The organism is Streptomyces siamensis, from assembly GCF_039543605.1.
Classification (GTDB): Bacteria; Actinomycetota; Actinomycetes; order Streptomycetales; family Streptomycetaceae; genus Streptomyces; species Streptomyces siamensis.
In genome coordinates this window covers 1321153-1344763 of record NZ_BAABKB010000002.1, presented here as the reverse complement: position 1 = coordinate 1344763, position 23611 = coordinate 1321153, and the positions used below count along the sequence as shown (strand labels likewise).

Here is a 23611-nt window from a genome sequence, read left to right as displayed (position 1 = left end):
GGGCATGACGCCCAAAGGAGAAGGAACGGGAACCCTCGACGAACGGATCACCGGAGCCCTCGTCGGAGCCGCCGTCGGCGACGCGCTCGGCGGCCCCGTCGAGGGGTACTCCCCCGAGCAGATCACCGAACGCCACGGCGGCCGGGTGCACGGCATCGTCGGCCCCTGGAACGGCGACGCGTGGCGCACCGCCCGCCCCATCGCCCCGTACCACAAGGGCGACGGACACGTCACCGACGACACCTTGATGACCCATGCGCTGGTACGGGTGTACGCCACCGTCCGCGACCACCTCGACGCGTACTCCGTCGCCGAGCACCTGGTGCCCGACCTCATGGGCACCCCCCGCTGGGTCCCCGAGCTGGAGGCCGAGGCACTCCCGCTGCAACGGATCTTCCTCGCGGAGAAGTGGCTGGTGGCCCGTCTGCACTACGGCCACGTGGACCCACGCGAGGCCGGCACCGGCAACATCGTCAACTGCGGTGCGGCGATGTACATGGCCCCGGTCGGCCTGGTCAACGCGGCGAACCCGGCCGCCGCGTACGCCGAGGCACTCGACGTCGCCGGCGCCCACCAGTCGTCGTACGGCCGCGAGGCCGCGGGCGTCTTCGCCGCGGCGGTCGCGGCGGCCTGCGCCCCCGGGGCGACTCCCGCCGCGGTGGTCGACACCTGCCTGGCTCTGGCGAAGGACGGTACCCGCGACGCCGTCGAGGCGGTCTGCGAAGTCGCCGCCCGCCACACGGACTTCGAGTCCGCGCTGGCCCCGCTCCGCGAGGCGGTGGCCCCCTACGACACCGTCGGCCCCGACTACCGTGCCCCGTCGCTGGGCGCCCGCCGCCCGTCACGACTGCACTCCATCGAGGAACTCCCCGTCGCCCTCGGCATGTTGGTGGTCGCCGGCGGCGACTACCGGCACGCGGTCCTCGGCGCGGTCAACTACGGACGCGACTGCGACTCCATCGCCACCATGGCCGGGGCCCTCGCGGGCGCCCTCGGTGCCGAGGTCCCGCACGACTGGGCGAAGACCGTGGCGGAGTCCAGCCGCCTCGACCTGGACGGCCCGGCCAGGACGCTCGCGGAGGTGACCCGGGAGATCTTCGAGCGGGACGTGCGCCGCCGCCGGGCCCACGAATCGGCGTACGCGGCTCTGGCGGGACCACGGTGACCGGCTCCGCCGGGCCGCCGGCGCAGGCGCTCCGGCTGACCTGGGTCCAGCCCGAGGACCTCCTCGGCCACGAACTGCACCAGGCGGCCCAGGACGGCCGCTCCCCCGCGGCCGTCGCGGCCCGCTGGCGCGCGGCGGGCGGCCCCGAGGCCCCGCTGCGCGCGGGCTCCTCCCCGACCCCCGTCTCCCCGTACCTGCGGGTCCTGGCCGAAGACCTGCTCGACGAACTGGCGGACCTGCCCAGCACGTCGGCGCACCAGGAGCCCACCGGCCTGACGAGGATCAGGGCCCACTGCGCGGACTGGCCGGCGCCACCACCGGTGCCGCCACCGGTCCCCGACCAAGCCCGCCTCGAAGCGGCCTGGCTCGGCAGGGCGGTCGGCTGCCTGCTGGGCAAACCGGTGGAGAAGCTGCCCCTGCGGGGCATCCGGGAGCTGGCCCGGGCCACCGGGAACTGGCCCCTGCACACCTGGTTCACGGCGCGCGGACTGCCCGGGCACCTCAAGGAGGCGTACCCCTGGAACAAGCGCTCCGCGCCCACTTCCCTCGCCGAGAACATCGACGGCATGCCGGAGGACGACGACCTCAACTACCCGCTCCTGAACCTCCTGTTGCTGCAACGGCACGGCAGGCGGTTCACCACCGCGGACGTGGCCCGGCTCTGGCTGGACGAACTCCCCGCGGGCCGTACGTTCACCGCGGAACGCGTCGCCTACCGCAACCTCCTGTCCGGTGTCGAACCCCCGCGGACGGCCCGCCACCGCAACCCGTTCCGCGAGTGGATCGGCGCGCTGATCCGCGCCGACGTGCACGGCTGGACCAACCCCGGTGATCCGGGCGCCGCCGCGGCACAGGCGCACCGGGACGCCACCCTCACCCACACCGCCAACGGCGTCTACGCGGCGATGTTCACGGCGGCGGTCGTCGCCGAGGCGGCCGACGGGACGAGCGACGTCCACCGGTGTCTCGGCACCGGACTGACCGTCGTGCCGCCCGGCTCCCGACTGGCCCGCGCGGTCCGGCACGCCGTCCGGCTCGCCCGGACGACGGACGACTTCGACACGGTCGTCGACGAACTGCACGCCGTCCACCACGACTGCCACTGGGTGCACGCCGTGCCCAACACCGCCCTGATCGCCGCCGCCCTCACCCACGCGGACGGCGACTTCACCGGCTCCATCTGCCGGGCGGTGTCGGGCGGCTGGGACACCGACTCGAACGGCGCGACGGCCGGCAGCGTCGCGGGCCTCCTCGCGGGCGACCCCCTGGCCCTGCCCGACCGCTGGACCAGCCCCCTGAAGAACCGGCTCGCCACCTCGATCGCCGACTTCGACGGCATCGGCTTCGACACCCTCGCCCACCTCACACAACGGGAGATCCGTCGCCCATGACCCACATCGCCGTGCTCGGCAGCACGAACATGGACCTCGTCGCGTACGTCCCCAAGGCCCCGCAGCGCGGGGAGACCGTGACGGGACGGGAGTTCCGTACGATCCCCGGCGGCAAGGGCGCCAACCAGGCGGTGGCCGCGGCGCACGCGGGCGCCGACGTCTCGCTGATCGGCGCGGTGGGCGCGGACGCCTTCGGCAGCCAGCTACGGTCCACGCTGGAGCACTCGGGCGTGGACACCGACCACCTGCGTACCACCGAGGGCCCGTCGGGCACCGCACACATCGTCGTCGACGACGAGGGCGGCAACGCCATCGTCGTCGTCCCCGGTGCCAACGGCACGGTCACCGCCCTCGCCCCCGGCGACGAGGGACTCATCGCCACCGCCGACGCCCTCCTGCTCCAGCTGGAGATCCCGCTCGACGCGGTCGTCGCGGGCGCCCGGGCCGCGCGCCGGCACGGCGTCCGCACGATCCTGACCCCCTCCCCCGCCCAGCCCCTGGCAGCCGAACTGCTCGGTGCCATCGACCTGTTGCTGCCCAACGAGCACGAAGCCGCCGCGCTCACCGGCGTCACCGACCCGTACGAGGCCGCCGCCGCCCTGCTCGAACAGGTCCCGCAGGTCGTCGTCACCCTGGGCGCGGCGGGCAGCCTGTACGCGGCCCGGGGCGCACGACCCCTCACCGTGTCCGCTCCCCGGGTGACCGCCGTGGACTCGACCGGTGCGGGCGACACCTTCGCGGGCACCCTGGCCGTGGCGCTCGCCGAGGGCCGGGAGATGCCGGAGGCGCTCGTCTGGGCGTCGGCGGCCGCGGCGCTCTCGGTGCAGCGGCCGGGGGCCTCCTCGTCGATGCCGTACCGCTCGGAGATCGACGCCCAGGCCGCGCAGTCGAACGGTGCGCGCTCATGACCGCGCGCCCGGCCCGTCCGGAGGGCCCGCGCGGCACCGGTCCGGCGAGCGCGCACCAGGAGCGCACAGGACCGGCGCATCGCTCGGGCGTCCGACCGGAACGCGACGGCCCACTCGCCGGGCTGCGCGTCCTGGACCTCGCCACCCTCTTCGCCGGGCCGCTGGCCGCCACCATGCTCGGCGACTTCGGCGCGGAGGTCATCAAGGTGGAGCATCCGGCCAAACCGGATCCGTCGCGAGGCCACGGCCCGTCCAAGGACGGCGTCGGCCTGTGGTGGAAGCTCCTCGGCCGCAACAAGCACACGATCACGCTGGACCTGTCCAAGCGCGGCGGCCGCGCGACCCTGCTCCGGCTCGCCGCCACCGCGGACGTGATCGTCGAGAACTTCCGCCCCGGCACGCTGGAGAAGTGGGACCTGGGCTGGGACGAACTGTCGGCCGCCAACCCCCGCCTGCTGCTGGCCCGGGTCACCGCGTTCGGTCAGTTCGGCCCGTACGCGCACCGCCCCGGCTTCGGCACGCTCGCCGAGGCGATGAGCGGCTTCGCCGCGGTCACCGGTGAGCCGGACGCGCCGCCGGTCCTGCCGCCCTTCGGGCTCGCCGACTCGATCGCGGGCCTGGCGACGGCGTACGCCGTGATGACCGCGCTGCGGGCCCGCGACCGCACCGGCGAGGGCCAGGTCATCGACATGGCGATCATCGAACCGATCCTGACCGTCCTCGGCCCGCAGCCCATCTGGTACGACCAGCTCGGCCACGTCCAGCCGCGCACCGGGAACCGTTCCGCGAACAACGCCCCCCGCAACACCTACCGCACGGCGGACGGCTCCTGGGTGGCGGTCTCCACGTCGGCGCAGTCGATCGCGGAGCGGGTGATGCGGCTGGTCGGACGCCCGGACCTGATCGACGAGCCGTGGTTCGCGACAGGCGCGGACCGGGCACGGCACGCGGACGTCCTGGACGAGGCGGTCGGCTCGTGGATCGGCCGGCACGACCGCACCGAGGTCCTGGAGGCCTTCGAGAAGGCGGAGGCCGCGGTGGCCCCCGTCCAGGACGTGCGGGACGTGATGACCGACCCGCAGTACGCGGCGCTGGACACCGTGACCACCCTCGACGACCCCGACCTGGGACCGCTGCGCATGCAGAACGTCCTCTTCCGGCTCTCCGGCACGCCGGGCGCGATCCACTGGGCGGGCCGCCCGCACGGCGCGGACACGGAGCGGGTCCTCACCGAGCTCGGTCTGACCGGGGCGGAGATCGGCGCGCTGCGGGCGGAGGGCGCTCTGTGACCGCGGAGTTCCCCCTCACCTGGCTGTACGCCCCGGGGGACCGTCCGGCCGTGGTCGCCAAGGCCCTGGCCTCCGGAGCGGACGTCGTGCTGGTCGACCTGGAGGACGCGGTGGCCCCGGACCGCAAGGCGTACGCCCGTGAGGCCACGGCCGACCTGCTGGGCGATCCGCCGCCCGTCCCGGTCCACGTCCGCGTCAACGCCCTGGACAACCCGCTGACCGAGACCGACCTCAAGACCCTCTCCCCGCTCCCCGGTCTGTCCGGCATCCGGCTCCCCAAGGTGACCTCGCCCTTCGACGTCGTACGGGCCGCGCGGGAGGCCACACCCGCCGACGGCGCCGCGATTCCCCTGTACGCGCTGCTGGAGACGGCGCTCGGCGTGGAGCACGCCTTCGCCATCGCCTCGTCGCACCGGGCACTGCACGGCATCGCCATCGGGGAGACCGACCTGAGGGCCGACCTCGGCGTCCGCAACGACACCGGCCTGGACTGGTCGCGCGCCCGTGTGGTCGTCGCCGCGCGTGCGGCGGGCCTGCCCCCGCCCGTCCAGTCGGTCTACCCGGACATCCGCGACGTGGAGGGACTGGCCTCGTCCTGCGGGCATGGCCGCTCACTCGGTTTCCTCGGGCGCGCGGCCATCCATCCCCGCCAGCTGCCCATCATCGAGCAGGCCTACCGCCCCACCCCGGCGGAGATCGACTCGGCCGAGGCCGTCGTCAAGGCCGCCGAGAGCGACGCGGGCGCCCAGGCCCTGCCCGACGGCCGGTTCGTCGACGCGGCGGTGGTGATGGCCGCCCATCGCACCCTCGCGCTGGCGCGCCGTCTGACGTAGCGGGCCCTTGCCCGGCATACGAAGGGGGCGCCGCGTCCCGGACGCGGCGCCCCCTTCGGGGTACGGAAGGTCAGCCCTTCTTGGCCGACCCCGCCTCGTCGGCGGTCGCCGGCTCGACGTCCTCGACGACGTCGGTGTCCTCGGCGGAGCCGGACTCGCCGGGGCGGTCGGCGTCCGCGTCGGCGGGATTCGCCCGGTCGGCGGAGTCCGCGTCCTTGCCGGAGACCTCCTTGCCGGAGACGTCCGTGTCCTTGCCGGAGGCCTCGGTGGCCGCGGCGGTCTCGCCGTCCTTGTCGGCGGGGGTGTCCGCGCCCGGCTCCACGACGGCCTCCCGGCCCGGACGGCGGCGCGCGGAGATCACGATGTACAGCACCGCGAGCAGGAAGACCACCATCGCGGTCCAGTCGTTCAGACGCAGGCCGAGGATGTGGTGGGCGTCGTCGACGCGCATGTACTCGATCCAGCCGCGGCCCACGCAGTAGGCGGCGACGTACAGCGCGAAGGCCCGCCCGTGACCGAGCTGGAAGCGGCGGTCGGCCCAGATGACCAGGAGACCGACGCCGATGCACCACAGCGACTCGTACAGGAACGTCGGGTGGTAGTAGCCCGGGACGCGGCCGTCCGCGGAGGAGGTGATGTGCAGCGCCCAGGGCAGGTCCGTGGCCTTGCCGTACAGCTCCTGGTTGAACCAGTTGCCCCAGCGCCCGATGGCCTGCGCGAAGGCGATGCCGGGGGCGATGGCGTCGGCGTACGCGGGCAGCGGGATGCCGCGGCGGCGGCAGCCGATCCAGGCGCCGACCGCGCCGAGCGCGATGGCACCCCAGATGCCGAGCCCGCCCTCCCACACCTTGAAGGCGTCCACCCAGTCACGGCCCTCGCTGAAGTACAGCTCGTAGTCCGTGATCACGTGATAGAGCCGGCCTCCGAGGAGACCGAAGGGGACGGCCCAGACCGCGATGTCGGCAACGGTGCCGGATCGCCCGCCCCGGGCGATCCAGCGCTTGTTGCCGAGCCAGACGGCCACGAAGACGCCGATGATGATGCAGAACGCGTACCCGCGCAGCGGAATGGGGCCGAGATGCAGCACACTGCGCGACGGGCTGGGAATGAAGGCAAGTTCCATGGCAGGGTCGACGCTACCGTGCCGGACCTCACCTGAGGCAAGCAGCCCGGCAACGGGTCCATAACGTGCGGCTGCCCCCGGGCCGGGCGGCGGGCCGGGGGCAGCGGGCGTGCGGGGAGCTCAGGACTTGTTCTCCGCCTCCACCAACTGCTTCAGCTTGGCGGGCGTCATCGTCTGGTCCGCGTAGATGTTCGTCGCGCCCAGCAGCACGGTCGGGGTCGAGTGCAGACCGTTGTTCTGGAAGGCGGTGTTCGACTTCACGACCCAGCTGTCGTGCGTCCCGTCATTGACGCACTTGCGGAAGGCCGGGGTGTCCAGGCCGTCGACCTTGCCCGCCAGCTCGATGAGCTTGGCGTTGTCGGCGAAGGCGTCGTCGGTCTCCGTGGGCTGGTTCTCGTAGAGCACGTCGTGGTACTCGGTGAACTTGCCGGCGTCCTGGGCGCAGGCCGCGGCGTTCGCCGCGCGCAGGGAGCCGCTGCCGCCCAGGTTCCCGTCGATGAGGGTGACCAGGTGGTACTCGACCTTCAGCTGTCCGGCGTCGACCAGCTCATGGATCGTGGGCCGGTACATGGCCTCGAAGGCCTGGCAGGCGGGGCAGCGGAAGTCCTCCCACACCGTGAGGGTCGACTTGGCGCCGTCCTTCCCGACGGGGATGGCGAGACCGTCCTTGCCGGTGGCTCCCGACGGCGACACGGCCGGTCCCGCCGTGTCGGTCTTCTTCGTCTCCTTGCCGGAGTTGGCGGCCAGGACGCCGACCACCGCGGCAAGGGCCAGGACGCAGACCACCGACGCCCCCACGATCAGCGCGCGCCGGCGCTTCTCCGCGGCCTTTTGCTTCTCTCGCTCGACCGCCAGCCGCTCGCGGGCATTGCGCTTTACGTCACGGTTGTTCTCGCTCACATCCGGCAGAACGAACCGGGGAGGCGCAGCGCGCCTCCCCGGTCCCAGGTCCACCCCTTCGAGTGAGCGGATTGTCCGTTACGCACCTGTCGGGGGCCGGTGCGACAGCTCCGCCGACTCCCCCGGTGCCGGCCTCACGCCTTCTTGCGCACGCCCTCGGCGAGGTCGCCCGCGAGGGCGCGCACGGCGTCGAGACCTGCGGCCTCGTCCGGCGCGTCCAGCATCCGCTGCACGAACGCCGAGCCGACGATCACACCGTCGGCGAACCCGGCCACCTCGGCGGCCTGGGTCGCGTTGGAGACGCCGAGGCCGACGCAGACGGGCAGCTCGGTGGTGGCGCGGGTACGCCGCACCAGGTCCTGCGCCTGGGCGCCCACCGACTCGCGGGTGCCGGTGACGCCCATCAGCGAGGCGGCGTACACGAAACCGCTGCCCGCCGCGGTGATCTCGGCGAGCCGGGCGTCCTTGCTGCTGGGCGCGACGACGAAGACGGTCGCGAGGCCGTGCTTCTCGGCGTGTTCCCTCCACAGCGCCGACTCCTGGACGGGCAGGTCGGGCAGGATGCAGCCCGCGCCGCCCGCCTCGGCGAGCTCGGCGGTGAAGCGCTCGACGCCGTAGCGGTCGATGGGGTTCCAGTACGTCATCACGAGGACGGGCTTCCCGGTCGCCTCGAAGGCCTCCCGGACCGTCCGCATCACGTCGGCGATCTTGACGCCGCCGCGCAGGGCGATGTCGTCGGCGGTCTGGATGACGGGGCCGTCAAGGACGGGGTCGCTGTGCGGCAGGCCCACCTCGACGACGTCCGCGCCGCCCTCGAAGACGGCCTTGATCGCGGCGATGCCGCCGTCGACGGTCGGGAACCCGGCCGGCAGGTAGGCGATGAGGGCGGAGCGCCCCTCCGCCTTCGCGCCGGCGAGGGTGTCACTCAACAGCTGGATGTTGCCGCTCACTTGGCGTCCCCCTCGATCTCGGCGTTCTCGCCGGCCGCGTCCGCGGGGACGACCGCGTCGGTGCCTTCGTCGTACAGGCCGAAGTAGCGGGCGGCCGTGTCCATGTCCTTGTCGCCGCGGCCGGACAGATTGACGACGATCAGCCCGTCCCTGCCCAGCTCCCTGCCGACCTCCAGGGCCCCCGCGAGCGCGTGGGCGCTCTCGATGGCCGGGATGATCCCCTCGGTGCGGGAGAGCAGGCGCAGCGCCTGCATGGCCGCGTCGTCGGTGACGGCGCGGTACTCGCCCCGGCCGCTGTCCTTGAGGTAGGAGTGCTCGGGGCCGATGCCGGGGTAGTCGAGTCCGGCCGAGATCGAGTAGGGCTCGGTGATCTGCCCCTCCTCGTCCTGGAGGACGTACGACCGCGATCCGTGCAGGATGCCGGGCTCGCCGGCGGTCAGGGTCGCGGCGTGCTCTCCGGTCTCCACCCCGTGCCCGGCGGGCTCGCAGCCGATCAGGCGGACGTCCGCGTCCGGGATGAAGGCATGGAAGAGCCCGATGGCGTTGGAGCCGCCGCCGACGCAGGCGACGGCGGCGTCGGGGAGGCGTCCGGCGCGCTCCAGGATCTGCCGCCGCGCCTCGACGCCGATGACCCGGTGGAAGTCGCGCACCATGGCCGGGAAGGGGTGGGGGCCCGCGACGGTGCCGAAGAGGTAGTGGGTGCGGTCGACGTTGGCGACCCAGTCGCGGAACGCCTCGTTGATGGCGTCCTTGAGGGTGCGGCTGCCGGACTTCACGGCGATGACCTCGGCGCCGAGCATCCGCATCCGGGCCACGTTCAGCGCCTGGCGTTGGGTGTCGATCTCGCCCATGTAGATGGTGCATTCGAGACCGAAGAGCGCGCAGGCGGTCGCGGTGGCGACGCCGTGCTGGCCGGCGCCCGTCTCCGCGATGACGCGCGTCTTGCCCATCCGCTTGGTCAGCAGGGCCTGGCCGAGCACATTGTTGATCTTGTGGGAGCCGGTGTGGTTGAGGTCCTCCCGCTTCAGGAAGACGCGGGCGCCTCCCGCGTGCTCGGCGAACCGGGGCACCTCGGTGAGCGAACTCGGCCGCCCGGTGTAGTGGACGAGCAGGTCGTCGAGCTCGCGGGCGAACTCGGGGTCCGCCTTCGCCTTGTCGTACTCGACGGCGACCTCGTCCACGGCGGCGACGAGCGCCTCCGGGATGAACTTGCCGCCGAACGCGCCGAAGTAGCCCTCGGCGCTGGGAACTCGACCCTCCGGGTCGGGAATGAAGAACTCGCTGGGCATGCGATTACCTCGCAGGGGCTGTCGCCCCGGTTGAAGGCCGGTCAGTGGTCACGTTAGCCACGTACGCCCGCGATGCGCCTGCGGCACGGCGCCGAGCCGTCCCGTCCAGCCTCCACGGCGGACACCCCGCCGCGTGACGGCCGGGCGGACCGGAAGGATCACCGGTCGGACGGGGAGGTCCGCCACGACGGCATGCGGCCGTGCGGCGGAGATCGGCGGTGCCGCGCAGGGCCGAGCCACTCGACGGCGGGACGGGCGGAGCCCGCCCCTCGCCCCGAACCGCGCCCGGCGGTGTGCCGGGCGGATCTCCTGGAGTGGCCGGTGCCGGGCCTCCGGCTCAGACCGCCCGAAGGAAGGACGTGACCGGAAGGGGCGCGAGCGCGCGTACGCGCTCGGGCCATCGCATGCCGTTGACCTGGCCGGGCTCGTCACCGATGACGTAACGGACCCGGCGGCCGTGCACGCGCCGTGCGGGCGCCCGGCAGCCGCGCGGACGGCAGCCGCGGGCGAGACGGGCGTACGGGTCCCGGACCGCCGAGGCGGGGGCCGGTGCCGCGGCGGAGCGCACGGCGGGCCGACCGGTGTGCGTGCCCCCGCGCCCCGGGCGTGCCGCCTCACCGTCGGGGCGAAGGCCCGGACGGGAGTCGGCGACGGCGGAGGGCGCGACGGACACGGGCGGGTCAGTCCCGTCCGTGACGCAGCGCGGGGTGGGCCCCGGCCGCGACGAGGTCGGAGACCGCGGTCTTCGGGTCACGGCCGGTCACGAGCGACTCGCCCACCAGGACCGCGTCGGCGCCGGCGTTGGCGTACGCGATGAGGTCGTGCGGGCCGCGGACGCCGGACTCGGCGATCTTGACGATGGAGTCGGGGATCTCCGGCGCGACGCGCTCGAAGGTCGTGCGGTCGACCTTCAGCGTCTTCAGGTTGCGCGCGTTGACGCCGATGACCTTGGCTCCCGCGTCCACCGCGCGCTCGACCTCGTCCTCGTCGTGCACCTCGACGAGCGGGGTGAGCCCGATGGACTCGGCACGCTCGATGAGGGACTCCAGGGCGGGCTGGTCGAGGGCGGCGACGATCAGCAGCGCGAGGTCGGCGCCGTACGCGCGGGCCTCCCACAGCTGGTACGACGTGACGATGAAGTCCTTGCGCAGGACCGGGATGTCCACGCGGGCACGGACGGCCTCCAGGTCCGCGAGCGAGCCGCCGAAGCGGCGCTCCTCGGTCAGCACGGAGATGACGGCGGCGCCGCCCGCCTCGTAGTCCGCGGCGAGGCCGGCCGGGTCGGCGATCGCGGCCAGCGCGCCCTTGGAGGGGCTGGACCGCTTGACCTCGCAGATGACCTTGACGCCGTCACCACGCAGGGCGGCCACGCCGTCCTTGGCAGCCGGAGCCTTCGCCGCGCGCTCCTTGAGCTCGTCGAGGCTGACGCGCGCCTGCCGTTCCGCGAGGTCGGCACGGACTCCGTCGATGATCTCGTCGAGCACGCTCACGCGAGCGGCCCCCTTCCTGCGGTGGAGGGTTGAAGCAGTCGACCCGGGTGCACCGTCCCGGACGGTTCGGACGGGTCACTTGTGATGGTATCCGGAGGAAGGCGTAGGCCTTGCATCCGGTTGACGCCGGTCCCACTACCTGGACGTTTGCCCGTTGATCAAGGATGCAACCAGCCGCCGAACGGCAGGTTCCGGACAACGGTGAAGACCAGTACCAACGCGCCCAGGCTCCACAGGTGGACCGGTCCGAGATCCAGCCGCACCGGCCGTCCGCGGACCGAGCGGACCACCCAGACGGCCCACACCACCGCGAAGACCAGGTACCCCGCGACGGCCAGCACGTTGTCGGTGAGCGCCGTCGCGATGTCCCCGTGCACGAAGGCGTGCGCGCTGCGCAGACCTCCGCAGCCGGGGCAGTACACGCCGGTGAAGCGCAGCAGCGGGCAGACCGGGTAGTGGCCGGGCTGGTTCGGGTCGACGGCCCCGACGTACGCGAAGGCACCGGCGACGGCGGCCAGCACGCCACCGGGGACGAGGAGCCGGCGCAGCACGTCCGGAAGTCCGGCCGGCCGCGTCACCCTCTGGGTTTCTGCGTTCACCCCACGCATTGTGCCCCTCTCCCGCGTCGCGCGCCTGTCACGCGAACGCGAGAGGCGGCCCCGGCCGTGCCGGGACCGCCTCTCGGGAGGTTCGCGGGGCGGTCAGCCCTGGGCACCCGCCGTCTCGCGGACCGGGGTGGACTTCTGCTGGCCGAGGCCCGCGGACTTCATGATGAATCCGACGACACCGCCGAGCACGACGACGACCATGCCCGCCCAGAAACCCAGCGGCTGGGCCATCACCATGAAGGCACCGGCGACGCAGAAACCGATGAAGGCGATGATGACACCGGTCCAGGCGGCCGGGGTGTGACCGTGGCTGCTGCCCGCCATGACTTGCTCCTCGTTGCTGTATGCGTATGTGAGTCGGACGCTCACGTCCATTGTCCCGTACTCGGGCGCGCGCCGTGAGCGGGGGGTCCTTCCTCGCGCGCCGCCTGTGCCGGTGCGTGACCGGGTCGCGGGGCGGGCCGGGGACGCGGCGGAGTGCTCAGGTTCCGGCCGGGTCGGGACCCGTCGGGTCCTCACCGCGGTCGAGCGCCTTCCACAGGTCCTCGGGGCGGTCGGGGTCGACCGGCTTGGCCTTCCGCGGCCGGGGCGTCCCGTCGCGTTCGTAGCGGCCCGACATCACCGGCCACAGGCGGCCGTAGCGCAGCGCGAGCAGCCCCGCGAGGAGGATCAGCGCCCCGCCCACGGCCGCGACGTACGGCCAGGCGGTGTGGCTGAGCGCGTCGGCGGTGGCGGCGGTGTTGCCGGAGGCGGCGGCGGCCTTCTCGTCGAGTGCGGAGCTGTCGCCGGCGCCGAGCACGGCCGCGACGACGGTGCCCGCGCCGGAGAGGGCGAGCAGCGCGGAGACGAGCAGGCGCCCGGAGCGGCGTACGGCGAACACGGCGACGAGCGCGGCGAGGCCGACTATGGCGAGCGCCGCGGGCACGCCCGTGACGTCGCTGCCCTTGGCGGTCAGCGGGAAGTCGCCGCCGGCCACCGTCGCGGTGCCCTCCGCCCAGCTGCGCCGGGTGGACAGCAGGGCCACGGCCGCGCCGAGCGCGCCGCTGAGCAGGGCCACTCCGAGGCTGCGGCGGCCGGACCCGGCGGGGCCGGCGGCTTCGGATCGGGGGTGAGGTACAGCAGTCACGTACTCCACTATCGCCTGAACCCCGGGCGAACCGTCACCCGGGGTTCACGTGAGCCTCGTCCTATTGCCGGGAGCGGGACGGTCCGGCAGCTCCCCGCGGACGGGTGTCAACGGCGCTACCGGCCCAGGCGGTTCGCGGTGTGCACCGCGCGCAGGACGGCCGCCGCCTTGTTGCGGCACTCGTGGTCCTCGGCGACCGGGTCGGAGTCGGCGACGATGCCCGCACCCGCCTGGACGTACGCCGTGCCGTCGCGCAGCAGGGCCGTGCGGATCGCGATGGCGGTGTCGGAGTCGCCCGCGAAGTCCAGATAGCCCACGCAACCGCCGTACAACCCGCGCCGGGACGGCTCCAGTTCGTCGATGATCTGCATCGCGCGCGGCTTGGGGGCTCCGGACAGGGTGCCCGCGGGGAAGCAGGCGGCCAGGACGTCGAAGGCCGTACGTCCCCGCGCGACCCGCCCCGTCACGGTCGACACGATGTGCATGACGTGCGAGTACCGCTCGACGGACATGAAGTCGACGACCTCGACGGAGCCGGGTTCGCAGACCCGGCCGAGGTCGTTGCGGCCCAGGTCGACGAGCATGAGGTGCTCGGCGCGCTCCTTGGGGTCGGCCATCAGCTCGTCGGCGAGGGCCTGGTCCTCCTGGACGGTGGCGCCGCGCGGCCGGGTCCCCGCGATGGGGTGCACCATCGCCTGCCCGTCCTCGACCTTGACCAGGGCCTCGGGGGACGAGCCGACGACGTCGAAGCCGTCGAAGCGGAACAGGTACATGTACGGCGACGGGTTGGTCGCCCGCAGCACGCGGTACACGTCCAGGGCGCTCGCCGTGCACGGCGTCTCGAAGCGCTGGGAGGGGACGACCTGGAAGGCCTCGCCCGCCCGGATGCGCTCCTTGATGTCCTCGACGGCGTCCCGGAAGTCGGCGCCGCCCCACAGGGCGCTGTACTCGGGCAGTTCGGAGGGCGGGAGCGCGGCGGGCGGCTGGGACACCGCGCGCGACAGGTCGGCCTCCATGGCGTCGAGGCGGGCGACGGCGTCCGCGTAGGCCTCGTCGACGCCGGTGTCGAGGTCGTTGTGGTTGATCGCGTTGGCGATCAGCTGGACCGAGCCCTCCCAGTGGTCCATGACGGCCAGGTCGCTGGTGAGCAGCATGGTCAGCTCGGGCAGCTTCAGGTCGTCCCGCTCGCCGGGGCCGATCTTCTCCAGGCGGCGCACGATGTCGTAGCCCAGATAGCCGACCATGCCGCCGGTGAACGGGGGCAGGCCCTCGCCGTGCGGGGTGTGCAGCGCCTCGATGGTCGCGCGCAGGGCGGCCAGCGGGTCGCCGTCCACGGGGACGCCGACGGGCGGGGTGCCCAGCCAGTGGGCCCGCCCGTCCCGCTCGGTGAGCGTCGCGGCCGAGCGGACGCCCACGAAGGAGTAGCGGGACCAGGAGCGGCCGTTCTCCGCGGACTCCAGGAGGAAGGTGCCGGGGCGCTCGGCGGCGAGCTTGCGGTAGAGCGCGACCGGCGTGTCGCCGTCCGCGAGGAGCTTGCGGCTGACGGGGATCACACGGCGGTCCGTGGCCAGCTTGCGGAAGGTCTCGAGGTCCATGGCGGCTGACCCTACTGATCCAGTGACGGTACGCCGGAATCGGCGTCCTTGAGCAGGACGTCGGCGTCGAAGCAGGTGCGGGCGCCGGTGTGACAGGCCGCGCCCACCTGGTCGACCTTCACCAGGAGCGTGTCGGCGTCGCAGTCCAGGGCCACGGACTTCACGTGCTGGACGTGGCCGGAGGTGTCGCCCTTGACCCAGTACTCCCGGCGGCTGCGCGACCAGTACGTGCAGCGGCCCGTGGTGAGGGTGCGATGCAGCGCCTCGTCGTCCATCCAGCCGAGCATGAGCACCTCGCCGGTGTCGTACTGCTGGGCGATGGCGGGGACGAGCCCGTCGGCGCTGCGCTTGAGGCGCGCGGCGATCTCGGGGTCCAGGCCGCTGGGCCTGCTGGGCTGAGGCGTGCTGGTCATGGGTGCCATTCTGCCGCGCCGTGACGACGCGTCCCGCCGTCGTCCACGGGCCGGACGCCGCCCGGGCCGTCCGGCGCGGGCACGCCGTCCCGGCGGCCGGCGTCCACTGGGCGGACGGAGGGGGCGGTCGTAGGCTTGCCGCATGTCGACCCATGCCAAGCGTGAACGACTTCTCCTGGCCGATCTGTTGGAGGCCGTGGGCCCGGACGCCCCGACCCTGTGCGAGGGCTGGAACGCCCGGGACCTCGCCGCGCACGTGGTGGTCCGCGAGCGCCGCGCCGACGCGGCCGGCGGAATCCTGATCAAACCGCTCGCAGCGCGGCTGGAGCGGGTGATGGCGGAGTTCGCCGAGAAGCCGTACGAGGAGCTGATCCAGCTGATCCGTACGGGTCCGCCGCGGTTCTCGCCGTTCTCCCTGAAGCAGATCGACGAGGCGTCGAACACGGTCGAGTTCTACGTCCACACCGAGGACGTGCGGCGCGCGCAGCCCGACTGGACGCCGCGCGAGCTGGACACGGTGTTCCAGGACGCCCTGTGGTCCCGGCTGGAGCGCACGGCCCGGCTGGCCGGCCGCGGCTCCCCGACCGGCCTGGTGCTGCGCCGCCCGGACGGTCAGACCGCCGTGGCGCACAAGGGCACTCCGGTCGTGACGGTGACGGGCGAGCCCGCGGAGCTGCTGATGTTCGCGCTCGGCCGGCAGCAGGTGGCCGATGTGGAACTGGACGGCGACAAGGACGCGATCACGAAGCTGCACGAGGCGAAGCAGCTCGGGATCTGAGCGGCCGGCGGACGGGCGGTCCACCCGCGCCGGCCTCGGGTGTCCGTCAGGGGTCCAGCAGGTTGCGGGCGGCCAGGGCGAGCGAGAGCTCCACGACGTCCGCCGGCCGGGTCAGCGAGCGGCCGGTGAGCTGCTCGCAGCGGCGCAGCCGGTTCAGGACCGTGTTGCGGTGGCAGTAGAGCCGGCCGGCGGCACGCTGGGCGGAGCCGTCGCAGGCGAGCCAGGCCGTCAGGGTGTCCAGCATGATGTCCCGGTCGGAGGCGTCCAGCCGCAGCAGCGGGCCGAGGACCCGCTCGGCGAGCGCCGCCCCGAGGGCCGGGGCGGAGACGACGAGGGCGGCGGGCAGGTGCTCCTCCAGTACGACGGTCCCCCCGGAGCGCGGGCAGGCCCGGAGCGCCGTGTCGGCCAGGCGGCGGGCGTCGCCGATCGCGGCGAGGCCCTCCACCACCGGGCTCACCCCGATCCGGGAACCGGGCGGGGAGGCCAGCAGACGGGCGATCTCCCCGGCGTCCGCGTCGGTCCCGTGCGTCCGGGCGTGCTCCCCGTCGGGGCCGTCGCCGCCCGGGCCGCCGGCCTCCGGCAGGGCGGCCGTGCGCTCCGGGCCCCGGGCGCCGGGACCACCGTCGTGGCCGTGGCCGGGCTCGCCCCCGCCGTGGGGCACGTCGAGATCACCGCCGAGCAGGACGATCCCGTAGCTCCCGCCGCCGTCGCGATCACGGGACCACAGGACGCGCAGGCCGGGCAGATGCAGCCGGCCCCGCATGTCCGCACCCGCCCGGACGGCGGGCAGGCGGGCCAGCACGACGGCGTACCGGCCCTCTTCGGGGAGTCCCAGGGCGGCGGCGGTGGCGGGGAGGTCGGCGATGCGCGCGGTGCCGTCCAGCAGCGCGGTCGTCATCAGCCGCAGTCGGTTCTCCCGGCGCCACATCAGCTCGCGCTCGGTCTGGCGGTAGGCGTCGGCGACGATCGCGCAGTGGTCGTCGACGAAGTTCCACACGTCGGCGGCCACGTGCACGAGCAGCCGTACGTCGGCGGGGTCGCGGCGGGCCGTCTCGTCGACGAGCCCCTGCCAGACCATGCCGCCGCCCAGCCGGAAGGCGCGCAGCAGGGCGTCCAGCGGGAGCCCGTCCTCGGCCCGGGCCCTGCCGATGGCCCAGGAGCAGCGGTGGGCGGCCTCGCGCAGCTCGCCGGGCCGGATGAGGGATCCGACGTTGAGCCGCAGCGAGCGCTGCACCTCGTCGCGCACGTTCTCCGGGTCGGTCCGCACGGCCGTGCGGTAGGCGGGTTCGCACTCGCTCAGGAGGGTCATCAGGCGTTCGGTGAGCTCGGGCAGCCCCGCCATGAGCGTCCGGGCCGCGCGGTGCAGTACGGAGAGTGCCTCCGCGTCGACGGCCGGGCGTGCGGCGGGTACCGGGGGCCGCGGTCCGGGCAGGGGCCGGACGTGGGCGGGTACGAGGTGCTGCATCGCTGTCCTCCACCGGAGTCGGCTCGGTCCGGCCGGCCCGGTCCGCCGACGCGCGGCACACGGGTACTCCGGACCTCCTGATCCCGCAGGATGACATACCGCCCGGTCGGTACCTAGGGGTGTGCGATGGTCTTCTCGGCCCGGTCCACCAGTCGGGAGAGCTCGACGCGGGAGCGGATCCCCAGGACGGCGAAGACATTCCGCAGGTGGTGGTCGACGGTGCGGGGACTCACGGACAGGCTGAGCGCCACCTCACGATTGGTGGCACCCTCCGCCACACACCGTGCGATCCGCAGCTGCTGGGGCGTCAGCTGCGTCAGCGGGCCGGACGGTTCACGCGGTGCGGCGTCCCCGGTGGCGCGCAGTTCGGCCCGCGCCTGCGCGGCCCAGCCGAGCGCGCCGCCCCGCTCGAAGGAGACCAGCGCGTCGCGCAGACGACCGCGGGCCTCACCCGGTCTGCGCCGCCGTCGCAGCCACGCCCCGTACAGCAGCTGGGTACGGCCGCGTTCGAAGTCCCCGGTCGCCTCCTCGTGGCGGGCCAGCGCGGCGACGAACAGCGCCTCGCACTCCTGATGGCCACTCAGCAGTGCGCGGCAGCGGGCCAGTTGGGCAGGTGCCTGGGGGTCGGCGCCCTGACCGGCCCACCGGGCGAACTCGGCCACCGCCGAACGGGCGGCCTCCGCCTGGCCGGTGCGGGCCGCCGCCTCCACGAAGCAGGGGACGGCGAGCATCCGCACCGCGAAGTGACCGCGGCGCGGGCCGGGTCCCACCAGCGGGCCGAGTCGTGCGGCGGCCTCGGCGACCCGGCCACGGGCCAGGTCGGCGCGGGCTCGCGCCCACTGGGCCAGGGTGGCCGCCTGCGCGAGTCCGTGGGGCGCGGCGACGCGTTCGGCGGCGTCGGCGTGCTCGGCGACGGCCTCCGCGGAACCCTCGACCGACGCCACCAGCGCGAGGATCGCGTGGTGGTGGGCCGCGAGGTTGTCCTGGCCGGCGTCGCGGGCGGTGCGCAGCCCCTCCTCCGCGTGGGCGCGGGCACGGGCGTGCCGGCCGGCGCGCAGTTCGGCGTAGGCCAGACGTTCCAGCGCCTGGGCGACGAGAAGGCGCGGGCCCCTGGCCCGGGCGACGGCGAGGGCACGGGAGTTGGCCCGGCAGGCGGCCGGCAGATCGCCCGCCACCAGGGCGGCGCCCCCGGCCCGCAGGAGCGCCTCCGGACCCTGCGGGGTGGTGCCGAACGCGCCCGCCACCACCTCCCGCAGCCGCTGCCGTCCGGCCGCCGGACGTCCGTGCATCACCTCGGCCATCCCCTCCCGGTACGCCGTGAGCCGACGGTCGGCGCCGGTGCCGGGCTGTGCCGGAGGGGGTTCCAGGGCTTCCAGGCAGGCCGCCGCGTCGCCCGTCGCCCAGGCCGCCTCCATGGCGGCGAGCCGGGCGGCCTGCGCACGGCCCGCGTCGGCGGGAGCCAGCAACTCGGCCGCCAGCAGCAGCGCTTCGCGTGCGTCGGCGACCGGGCCGTCCTGGAGGGCGAGCCGTCCACCGACCAGTTCGGCCGCTCCGCGCACGGCGTCCCGCGCACCCTCGTACCCGGCCTGCGCCAGCAGGTCCCGGGCGCGCCGCGGCAGCCCCGCCAGCCGGGCGTGATCGGCGGCGTGGATCAGGCGGAGGGCGCGCACACCGTCCTCGGCGGCGAGTTCGGCGGACCGCGCCCAGGCCGCCGACAGCTCCGCGGAGTCCGTCCCGGCCGACGCGATCGCCGCCGCGCCGGAGGCGAGCGCGTCGCCGAGGGCGGGTGCGGGTGCCGTGGCCGCCGCGACCCGGTGGAAGAGCACGGGCAGCACGTGCGGGCCCCCGGCATGGGCCTCGGCCAGCAGACGGTGGGCCGCGCGCCGCCGGGCGGCCGGAGCGGTCGCGTAGAGGGTGCGGGCCGTGCGCGGGTCCACGATGCCGATCCGGCCTCCGGTGAGCCGGACGAGGCCCGCGGCCTCCGCCGCGTCGAGGACACCCGCGTCGAGCCCACCCGCGCCGGCGGCTCTGCGGACCACCGCGGCGTCCACTCCGTCGCCCCTCGCGTCCCGCTCCCCCTCGGCGACCGCCAGCAGCATCAACTCGCGCTGTCCTGCTGGCTGTTCAGCGGTCCGTACGGCATCGCCCACGGCGGCCGGCGCCACGGAGCCGGAGGGCCCGGTGGGGCTCGCGGCACCGGCTGAGCGCCTTCGACGGGAGCCCGGTGGTGTGTTGTCGGTCCGGACGGGGTCCTCGGCCTCACGTGCCGGTGCGGCGGCGGAGGGCGGGCCGGTGCGACCTCGCCCGCTCTCCGCGCGCGCCGTCGACGGATCCGGGAGGAGGACCGCCGTCGCGTTCGCCGCCGGGACCGCCGTCGCGTTCGCCGCCGGGACCGCCGTCGCGTTCGCCGCCGGGGATGGGGGCGGCGTCGGCGGCTGTGTCGCCGTGCGGCCCTCCGGCGGTTCGGTGCCCGCGGCGGTCGGCGCTCCGGGCGCACGGCTCCGGCACGGTGGATCCGACGCCCCCCGCACGGGTGGGGGTGACGCACTCCGGCCCGCTGTCCGGAGTGGACTTCGCGCAGTCGTCATTCCGGTCACGAGCGTCACGTTACTTCCGCGTAAATGAGGGCGGAAGTGCCGGGTTCGCTCGCCCTGCACACCCGGAGACCCCCTGTGACCAGGGAGAAGAGGGCCGTCGGGGAAGCGTGGGGCGGGCACGGGCTGGGCGCGCTCCCAGGCCCGGCGCACCATGCCTGTGCGCCCGCACAAGCGGTGCGCCCGGGGTGCCGTGAGGGCACCCCGGGCGCGGACTCGACGACGTCGGGACGGGTCAGGAGGTGTGCGGGCAGTTGCCGCGGTACTCGTCGATCGTGAGGGACGGCCGTGGCAACGGGCAGAGGAACTGCTCGTAGCGGGTGTCATTGTCGATGAATCGCTTCAGCCACGAGATGCTGTACTTCGCGATCGTCGTGTTCGAGCTGTTGGGCGTGAAGTGGGTGGCGCCGTTGAGCTCCAGATACGCCTTGTCGAGCGAGCTCGGCAGGCTCTCGTAGAAGGGCTCGGAGTGGGTGGCGACCGGTGCGATCGTGTCACCGTCGGCGCCCACGATCAGGGTCGGCGTCTTGATCTCCGGCCAGGTCTTGTCCAGGTTCCAGCCGGTCAGCGGGATCGCCGCCTGGAGCGAGGGACGGCTCTTCGCCGCCTCCAGCGTGCCGCCGCCGCCCATCGAGTGCCCCATGACGCCGAGCCGGCTGCTGTCGATCCTGGTCCGCACGGAACTGCTCTGCGTCAAGTAGTCGAGCGCGGCGAGCAGTTGACGGCCCCTGCTGTCGGGCTGGTCGAGGGTGGTGAGGGTGTCGATGGTGAACACCACGAACCCCTGGGAGGCGAGCCGGGGTCCGAGCCAGGCGATGGACGACTGGTACGCGGTGTACCCGGGCGAGATGACGACCGCGCCGAAGGTGCCGTCGCTGGTCGAGGTCGGGTAGTAGACGGTTCCGCCGCCGAATCCGGACACGGACAGCGAGGAGACGGTGGTCTGCGAGACGGCGTACGGCCCGCGGGCCGCCTCGATGCTCGCCTCGGTGGGCGCGGGGCCGCGCTCGTACGGGTTCTCGGCGGCCGCCGGCGCCGGGGCGGCCTGTGCTCCGGCGGCCTGCGCGGCCACCAGGCCGCCCGCGGCGAGGAGCACCGCGAGACCGGCCCGTACGAGACGGTTCGTGAACCGGCGCGAGCACCGGGCGGACGGGTCGGGGCCGACGGGCGCGGCGGGGGAAGCGTTCTTCGGCTGGTGCACGGCGGGTGCGTCCTCTCGGTGAGGGGCGACGGACCCGCGCCGCGGGTCGGTGCGCGGCCGGGGCGTGGGTGTCGGACGGCGTACGCTCCGAGCGGCGGGGTCCGTCTCGGTGGGTTGCGCTGGCCACTGTGGGCCCGTGCCCCGGCCGCGCACATCGGCAGAATCACCGGCCTTGGCTCCCACCCGTGCCCGCGCCCCTCCTCCCGGGGACCTGTGGCCCAGCACCCGTGACCGCGCCCGGCCCCTCCCGAGGACCCGCGGACCACACCCATGCCCGCCCCCGACCCTCCCGGAGACCCGCGGACCACACCCATGCCCGCCCCCGACCCTCCCGAAGACCCGCGGACCGCGCGCGACGCCGGTGACGGCAGGGGCGCGGGTCCGCCGGGCTGTGTTCAGCGGGGCAGTTCGGCGCGGCGCAGGTCGCGGACGCAGAGGGTGACCACCCCGCCGAGGCCGCACACCGCGGCGCTGACGACGAAGACGGGCCCGGTACCCCACCAGCCGATCGCGGCGGCGGTCAGCGGCATGCTCAGCGGGGCGAGCCCGAGGCTGCCGATGGTGGCGACGGAGCTGACCCGGCCCAGGAAGGCGGGGTCGGCGTGGGTCTGCAGCAGCGCGCCGCACAGGGCACCGCTGAGACCGGCGAACAGGCCGACGACCAGGGCGACTGCGACGGCCGCGGCCACGGTCGGCACGAAGGCGAGCCCGCCGATGGCGACCGAGCCGGCGAGGATCGCCACCGCGGCCACCCGGCCCGCGTACGGCAGCCTGCCGCGCACGGTGAGGAGCAGGGCCGCGGCGCCCGCGCCGATCCCGAACCCGGCGAGCACCCAGCCGATGCCGGAGGCGCCCCAGCCGCGCCGGTCGGCCAGCAGGGTCAGGCCCACGTTGAGCGGCCCGACGAAGCCGAGGTCGCCGAGCGCGATGGCGACCACGAGGGGCGCGAGGACGCGATGGCGCCGTATGTAGCCGAGGCCCTCGCGCAGGTCACGCCACGGGGTGCGCTCCGCGGCCGCGTCGTCGGCGGGCAGCTCCCGCACACGGACGGAGACCAGCAGCGGCACGGACACGGCGATCAGCGCCCCCGCGAGCCCGAACGCCGTGGCCGCGCCGCCGAGCGCGACGCCGAGGCCGCCGAGCGGGGCGCCGGCGACGTTGGCGAAGCGGATCGCGAGGCCCCTCATGCCCTGGACGCGGGCCAGTTGGCCACGGCTCGTGATGCGGGCCGGGAGGGCACCCACGGCGGGCATGAAGACCGCGTCGACGGTGCCGAAGACGAGTCCCAGCAGGGCCAGCGGCCACAGCCCCGGGGAGGTCGCGAACAGCAGGGCCGCCACCGCCAGCACGGCGGCGCAGCGCACGGCGTCGCTCCCGATGACGACCTTCCGCGGTCCGAACCGGTCGGCGACCACTCCCCCGCCCAGCATCAGCAGGGCGCGCGGAATCGCGCTGACGGTCATCACGAGACCGGCCTGCGCGGGTGTCCCGGTCTGCACGGCGGCCCAGGACAGCGCGATGTAGTAGACGTTGTCGCCGATCATCGACGAGGTGTAGGCGCCGAGCCAGCGCAGTACGTTGCCGTCGCGGTGGGCGGGGCGGCCTTCGGCGGCGGGGGCCGGTGTCATGACGGTCGTGGTCACGGTCCAGGTCCTCTCAGACGCTGAGACGAGCACGGAAGGAGGCATGTGCGGGTACGGGCCGGGAGCAGGTCCCGGGACGCGGGCGGGGTTCCAGCGCGGGCGCGGCTCTCGCGGCGGACCGCGGCGCGTGCCGGACGAGGTCCCTGCGAGGGGGTCAGGCGCGGAACGGGAAGCCGTACAGGTGCACCGCGACGTTCTCGCGGCCTTCGGTGTCGCCGGCCTCCTCGGCCGTGCGGCCCCGCTCGTCGTACTTCCTGACGAGGTCGAGCAACTCCTCGTTGAGTTCGGCGAGTTCGGCCGCCGTCAGACGCAGGCTGGACTCGGAGTCGGAGGAGGCGGTGCGCCACTCGGGCGCCCAGGCGTGCCGCTCGTCCAGGTAGCGCCGGTAGAGGTCGGCGCGCTGGTCGACGAGGAGCCGGGCGAACGCGGTGTGCGCGGCGGCCGTCTCGGGGGCGCCGCGGAAGTCCTCGTCGTGGAGGCTCACGCCCCCGGACGTCGGCTGCCACCACCGCTCGCGGCCGTCCCCGCTGCGCGGCTGCGCCTCCTCGATCAGTCCGTGCTCCGCCAGCTTGCGCAGGTGGTAGCTCACCAGGGAGGGGGCCTCGTCGACCTGCTCCCCCAGTTGCGACGCGGTGGCCGCGCCGGCCACGTGCAGCGAGCGGTACAGATTCATCCGAAGGGGGTGCGAGAGCGCCTTGAGCGTTCCCAGATCCGAGACCCTGCGGCTCTCCTTGCGACTCTCTTCTTCCGCCATGCCTTCACCGTAGATGCGAAGGAAAAGTTGCGCAACATAAATTGCGCAACTTTTCTTTCGCGTCTCCCCATGAAGAAGCCCCGGTCACTCGGTGAC

General features: G+C 74.2%; 22 protein-coding genes. 6 read left to right on the top strand and 16 right to left on the bottom strand.

The annotated features are described in order from the left end of the window. The first annotated feature begins 4 nt into the window (after positions 1–4). The 5 genes from ABEB03_RS08685 to ABEB03_RS08665 are packed head-to-tail and all read left to right on the top strand — an operon-like array spanning position 5 to position 5586. The gene (locus ABEB03_RS08685; protein ID WP_345643844.1) at positions 5–1165 is read left to right on the top strand and encodes an ADP-ribosylglycohydrolase family protein; all 1161 of its coding nucleotides are present in this window, start codon (positions 5–7) and stop codon (positions 1163–1165) included. After that, the gene (locus ABEB03_RS08680) at positions 1162–2556 is read left to right on the top strand and encodes an ADP-ribosylglycohydrolase family protein (protein ID WP_345643841.1); all 1395 of its coding nucleotides are present in this window, start codon (positions 1162–1164) and stop codon (positions 2554–2556) included. The genes ABEB03_RS08685 and ABEB03_RS08680 overlap by 4 nt, the downstream gene beginning before the upstream one ends. After that, entirely contained in the window at positions 2553–3464 is a 912-nt protein-coding gene (gene rbsK / locus ABEB03_RS08675) for a ribokinase (protein ID WP_345643838.1), read from the top strand. The genes ABEB03_RS08680 and rbsK overlap by 4 nt, the downstream gene beginning before the upstream one ends. Continuing rightward, entirely contained in the window at positions 3461–4753 is a 1293-nt protein-coding gene (locus ABEB03_RS08670) for a CaiB/BaiF CoA transferase family protein (RefSeq protein WP_345643835.1), read from the top strand. The genes rbsK and ABEB03_RS08670 overlap by 4 nt, the downstream gene beginning before the upstream one ends. Then, positions 4750–5586 carry an HpcH/HpaI aldolase/citrate lyase family protein gene (locus ABEB03_RS08665; protein ID WP_345643832.1) on the top strand — a complete coding sequence of 279 codons (837 nt, stop codon included), beginning with the start codon at positions 4750–4752 and terminating at the stop codon, positions 5584–5586. The genes ABEB03_RS08670 and ABEB03_RS08665 overlap by 4 nt, the downstream gene beginning before the upstream one ends. Positions 5587–5656: 70 nt before the next feature. Here the strand turns inward: ABEB03_RS08665 and lgt are convergent, their stop codons facing one another. From lgt to hisI, 11 genes are all read right to left on the bottom strand, one after another. Then, complete coding sequence (gene lgt, locus ABEB03_RS08660) at positions 5657–6709, bottom strand: prolipoprotein diacylglyceryl transferase (RefSeq protein ID WP_345643829.1); 1053 nt, start codon at positions 6707–6709, stop codon at positions 5657–5659. A 120-nt stretch (positions 6710–6829) separates the two neighbouring features. Then, positions 6830–7609, bottom strand: a complete 780-nt coding sequence (locus tag ABEB03_RS08655) for a DsbA family protein (RefSeq protein WP_345643826.1) — start codon at positions 7607–7609, stop codon at positions 6830–6832. A gap of 134 nt (positions 7610–7743) precedes the next feature. After that, positions 7744–8559: a tryptophan synthase subunit alpha gene (gene trpA, locus ABEB03_RS08650; RefSeq protein WP_345643823.1), complete on the bottom strand. Its 816-nt coding sequence runs from the start codon at positions 8557–8559 to the stop codon at positions 7744–7746. Then, positions 8556–9848: a tryptophan synthase subunit beta gene (gene trpB, locus ABEB03_RS08645; RefSeq protein WP_345643820.1), complete on the bottom strand. Its 1293-nt coding sequence runs from the start codon at positions 9846–9848 to the stop codon at positions 8556–8558. Before trpB ends, trpA begins: the two co-directional genes overlap by 4 nt. Positions 9849–10185: 337 nt before the next feature. After that, a complete protein-coding gene (trpM, locus tag ABEB03_RS08640; RefSeq protein WP_425589206.1) occupies positions 10186–10416 on the bottom strand; it encodes a tryptophan biosynthesis modulator TrpM in 231 nt (76 codons plus the stop codon). 112 nt (positions 10417–10528) lie between these two features. Next, positions 10529–11338, bottom strand: coding sequence for an indole-3-glycerol phosphate synthase TrpC (gene trpC, locus ABEB03_RS08635; RefSeq protein WP_028803146.1), 810 nt, complete (start codon positions 11336–11338; stop codon positions 10529–10531). 158 nt (positions 11339–11496) lie between these two features. After that, the gene (locus tag ABEB03_RS08630; RefSeq protein WP_345643813.1) at positions 11497–11946 is read right to left on the bottom strand and encodes a DUF2752 domain-containing protein; all 450 of its coding nucleotides are present in this window, start codon (positions 11944–11946) and stop codon (positions 11497–11499) included. 93 nt (positions 11947–12039) lie between these two features. Then, positions 12040–12270 (bottom strand): HGxxPAAW family protein, encoded by a 231-nt coding sequence (locus tag ABEB03_RS08625; RefSeq protein WP_345643810.1) that lies wholly within the window; start codon positions 12268–12270, stop codon positions 12040–12042. Between the two features lie 157 nt (positions 12271–12427). Beyond that, positions 12428–13081 (bottom strand): TIGR02234 family membrane protein, encoded by a 654-nt coding sequence (locus ABEB03_RS08620; RefSeq protein WP_345643807.1) that lies wholly within the window; start codon positions 13079–13081, stop codon positions 12428–12430. A 107-nt stretch (positions 13082–13188) separates the two neighbouring features. Then, positions 13189–14667 (bottom strand): anthranilate synthase component I, encoded by a 1479-nt coding sequence (locus tag ABEB03_RS08615; RefSeq protein WP_345643804.1) that lies wholly within the window; start codon positions 14665–14667, stop codon positions 13189–13191. An 11-nt stretch (positions 14668–14678) separates the two neighbouring features. Beyond that, positions 14679–15080: a phosphoribosyl-AMP cyclohydrolase gene (gene hisI / locus ABEB03_RS08610; RefSeq protein WP_345643801.1), complete on the bottom strand. Its 402-nt coding sequence runs from the start codon at positions 15078–15080 to the stop codon at positions 14679–14681. Between the two features lie 142 nt (positions 15081–15222). Between hisI and ABEB03_RS08605 the strand changes: the two genes are divergently transcribed. Continuing rightward, a complete protein-coding gene (locus tag ABEB03_RS08605) occupies positions 15223–15858 on the top strand; it encodes a TIGR03085 family metal-binding protein (RefSeq protein WP_345643799.1) in 636 nt (211 codons plus the stop codon). Between the two features lie 46 nt (positions 15859–15904). Here the strand turns inward: ABEB03_RS08605 and ABEB03_RS08600 are convergent, their stop codons facing one another. The 5 genes from ABEB03_RS08600 to ABEB03_RS08580 form a co-directional block, all read right to left on the bottom strand. Next, positions 15905–17323 carry a PucR family transcriptional regulator gene (locus tag ABEB03_RS08600; RefSeq protein WP_345643796.1) on the bottom strand — a complete coding sequence of 473 codons (1419 nt, stop codon included), beginning with the start codon at positions 17321–17323 and terminating at the stop codon, positions 15905–15907. A 113-nt stretch (positions 17324–17436) separates the two neighbouring features. Beyond that, on the bottom strand, positions 17437–19422 hold the full coding sequence (locus ABEB03_RS08595; RefSeq protein WP_345644185.1) for a helix-turn-helix transcriptional regulator: 1986 nt from the start codon (positions 19420–19422) through the stop codon (positions 17437–17439). A gap of 730 nt (positions 19423–20152) precedes the next feature. Next, positions 20153–21118, bottom strand: coding sequence for a bis(hydroxyethyl) terephthalate hydrolase (gene bdeA / locus ABEB03_RS08590; protein WP_345643793.1), 966 nt, complete (start codon positions 21116–21118; stop codon positions 20153–20155). Between the two features lie 395 nt (positions 21119–21513). Further along, positions 21514–22746 carry an MFS transporter gene (locus ABEB03_RS08585; RefSeq protein ID WP_345644182.1) on the bottom strand — a complete coding sequence of 411 codons (1233 nt, stop codon included), beginning with the start codon at positions 22744–22746 and terminating at the stop codon, positions 21514–21516. A gap of 169 nt (positions 22747–22915) precedes the next feature. Continuing rightward, a complete protein-coding gene (locus tag ABEB03_RS08580) occupies positions 22916–23515 on the bottom strand; it encodes an ArsR/SmtB family transcription factor (protein WP_345643790.1) in 600 nt (199 codons plus the stop codon). Positions 23516–23611: the final 96 nt, after the last annotated feature.

Coding starts and splice junctions, on each gene's coding strand:
- ABEB03_RS08685 (WP_345643844.1), top strand. CDS start 5: ATGACGCCCAAAGGAGAAGGAACGGGAACCCTCGACGAACGGATCACC.
- rbsK (WP_345643838.1), top strand. CDS start 2,553: ATGACCCACATCGCCGTGCTCGGCAGCACGAACATGGACCTCGTCGCG.
- ABEB03_RS08670 (WP_345643835.1), top strand. CDS start 3,461: ATGACCGCGCGCCCGGCCCGTCCGGAGGGCCCGCGCGGCACCGGTCCG.
- lgt (WP_345643829.1), bottom strand. CDS start 6,709: ATGGAACTTGCCTTCATTCCCAGCCCGTCGCGCAGTGTGCTGCATCTC.
- trpB (WP_345643820.1), bottom strand. CDS start 9,848: ATGCCCAGCGAGTTCTTCATTCCCGACCCGGAGGGTCGAGTTCCCAGC.
- ABEB03_RS08630 (WP_345643813.1), bottom strand. CDS start 11,946: ATGCGTGGGGTGAACGCAGAAACCCAGAGGGTGACGCGGCCGGCCGGA.
- ABEB03_RS08625 (WP_345643810.1), bottom strand. CDS start 12,270: ATGGCGGGCAGCAGCCACGGTCACACCCCGGCCGCCTGGACCGGTGTC.
- ABEB03_RS08615 (WP_345643804.1), bottom strand. CDS start 14,667: ATGGACCTCGAGACCTTCCGCAAGCTGGCCACGGACCGCCGTGTGATC.
- hisI (WP_345643801.1), bottom strand. CDS start 15,080: ATGACCAGCACGCCTCAGCCCAGCAGGCCCAGCGGCCTGGACCCCGAG.
- ABEB03_RS08605 (WP_345643799.1), top strand. CDS start 15,223: ATGTCGACCCATGCCAAGCGTGAACGACTTCTCCTGGCCGATCTGTTG.
- ABEB03_RS08600 (WP_345643796.1), bottom strand. CDS start 17,323: ATGCAGCACCTCGTACCCGCCCACGTCCGGCCCCTGCCCGGACCGCGG.
- ABEB03_RS08595 (WP_345644185.1), bottom strand. CDS start 19,422: ATGCTGCTGGCGGTCGCCGAGGGGGAGCGGGACGCGAGGGGCGACGGA.
- ABEB03_RS08585 (WP_345644182.1), bottom strand. CDS start 22,746: ATGACACCGGCCCCCGCCGCCGAAGGCCGCCCCGCCCACCGCGACGGC.
- ABEB03_RS08580 (WP_345643790.1), bottom strand. CDS start 23,515: ATGGCGGAAGAAGAGAGTCGCAAGGAGAGCCGCAGGGTCTCGGATCTG.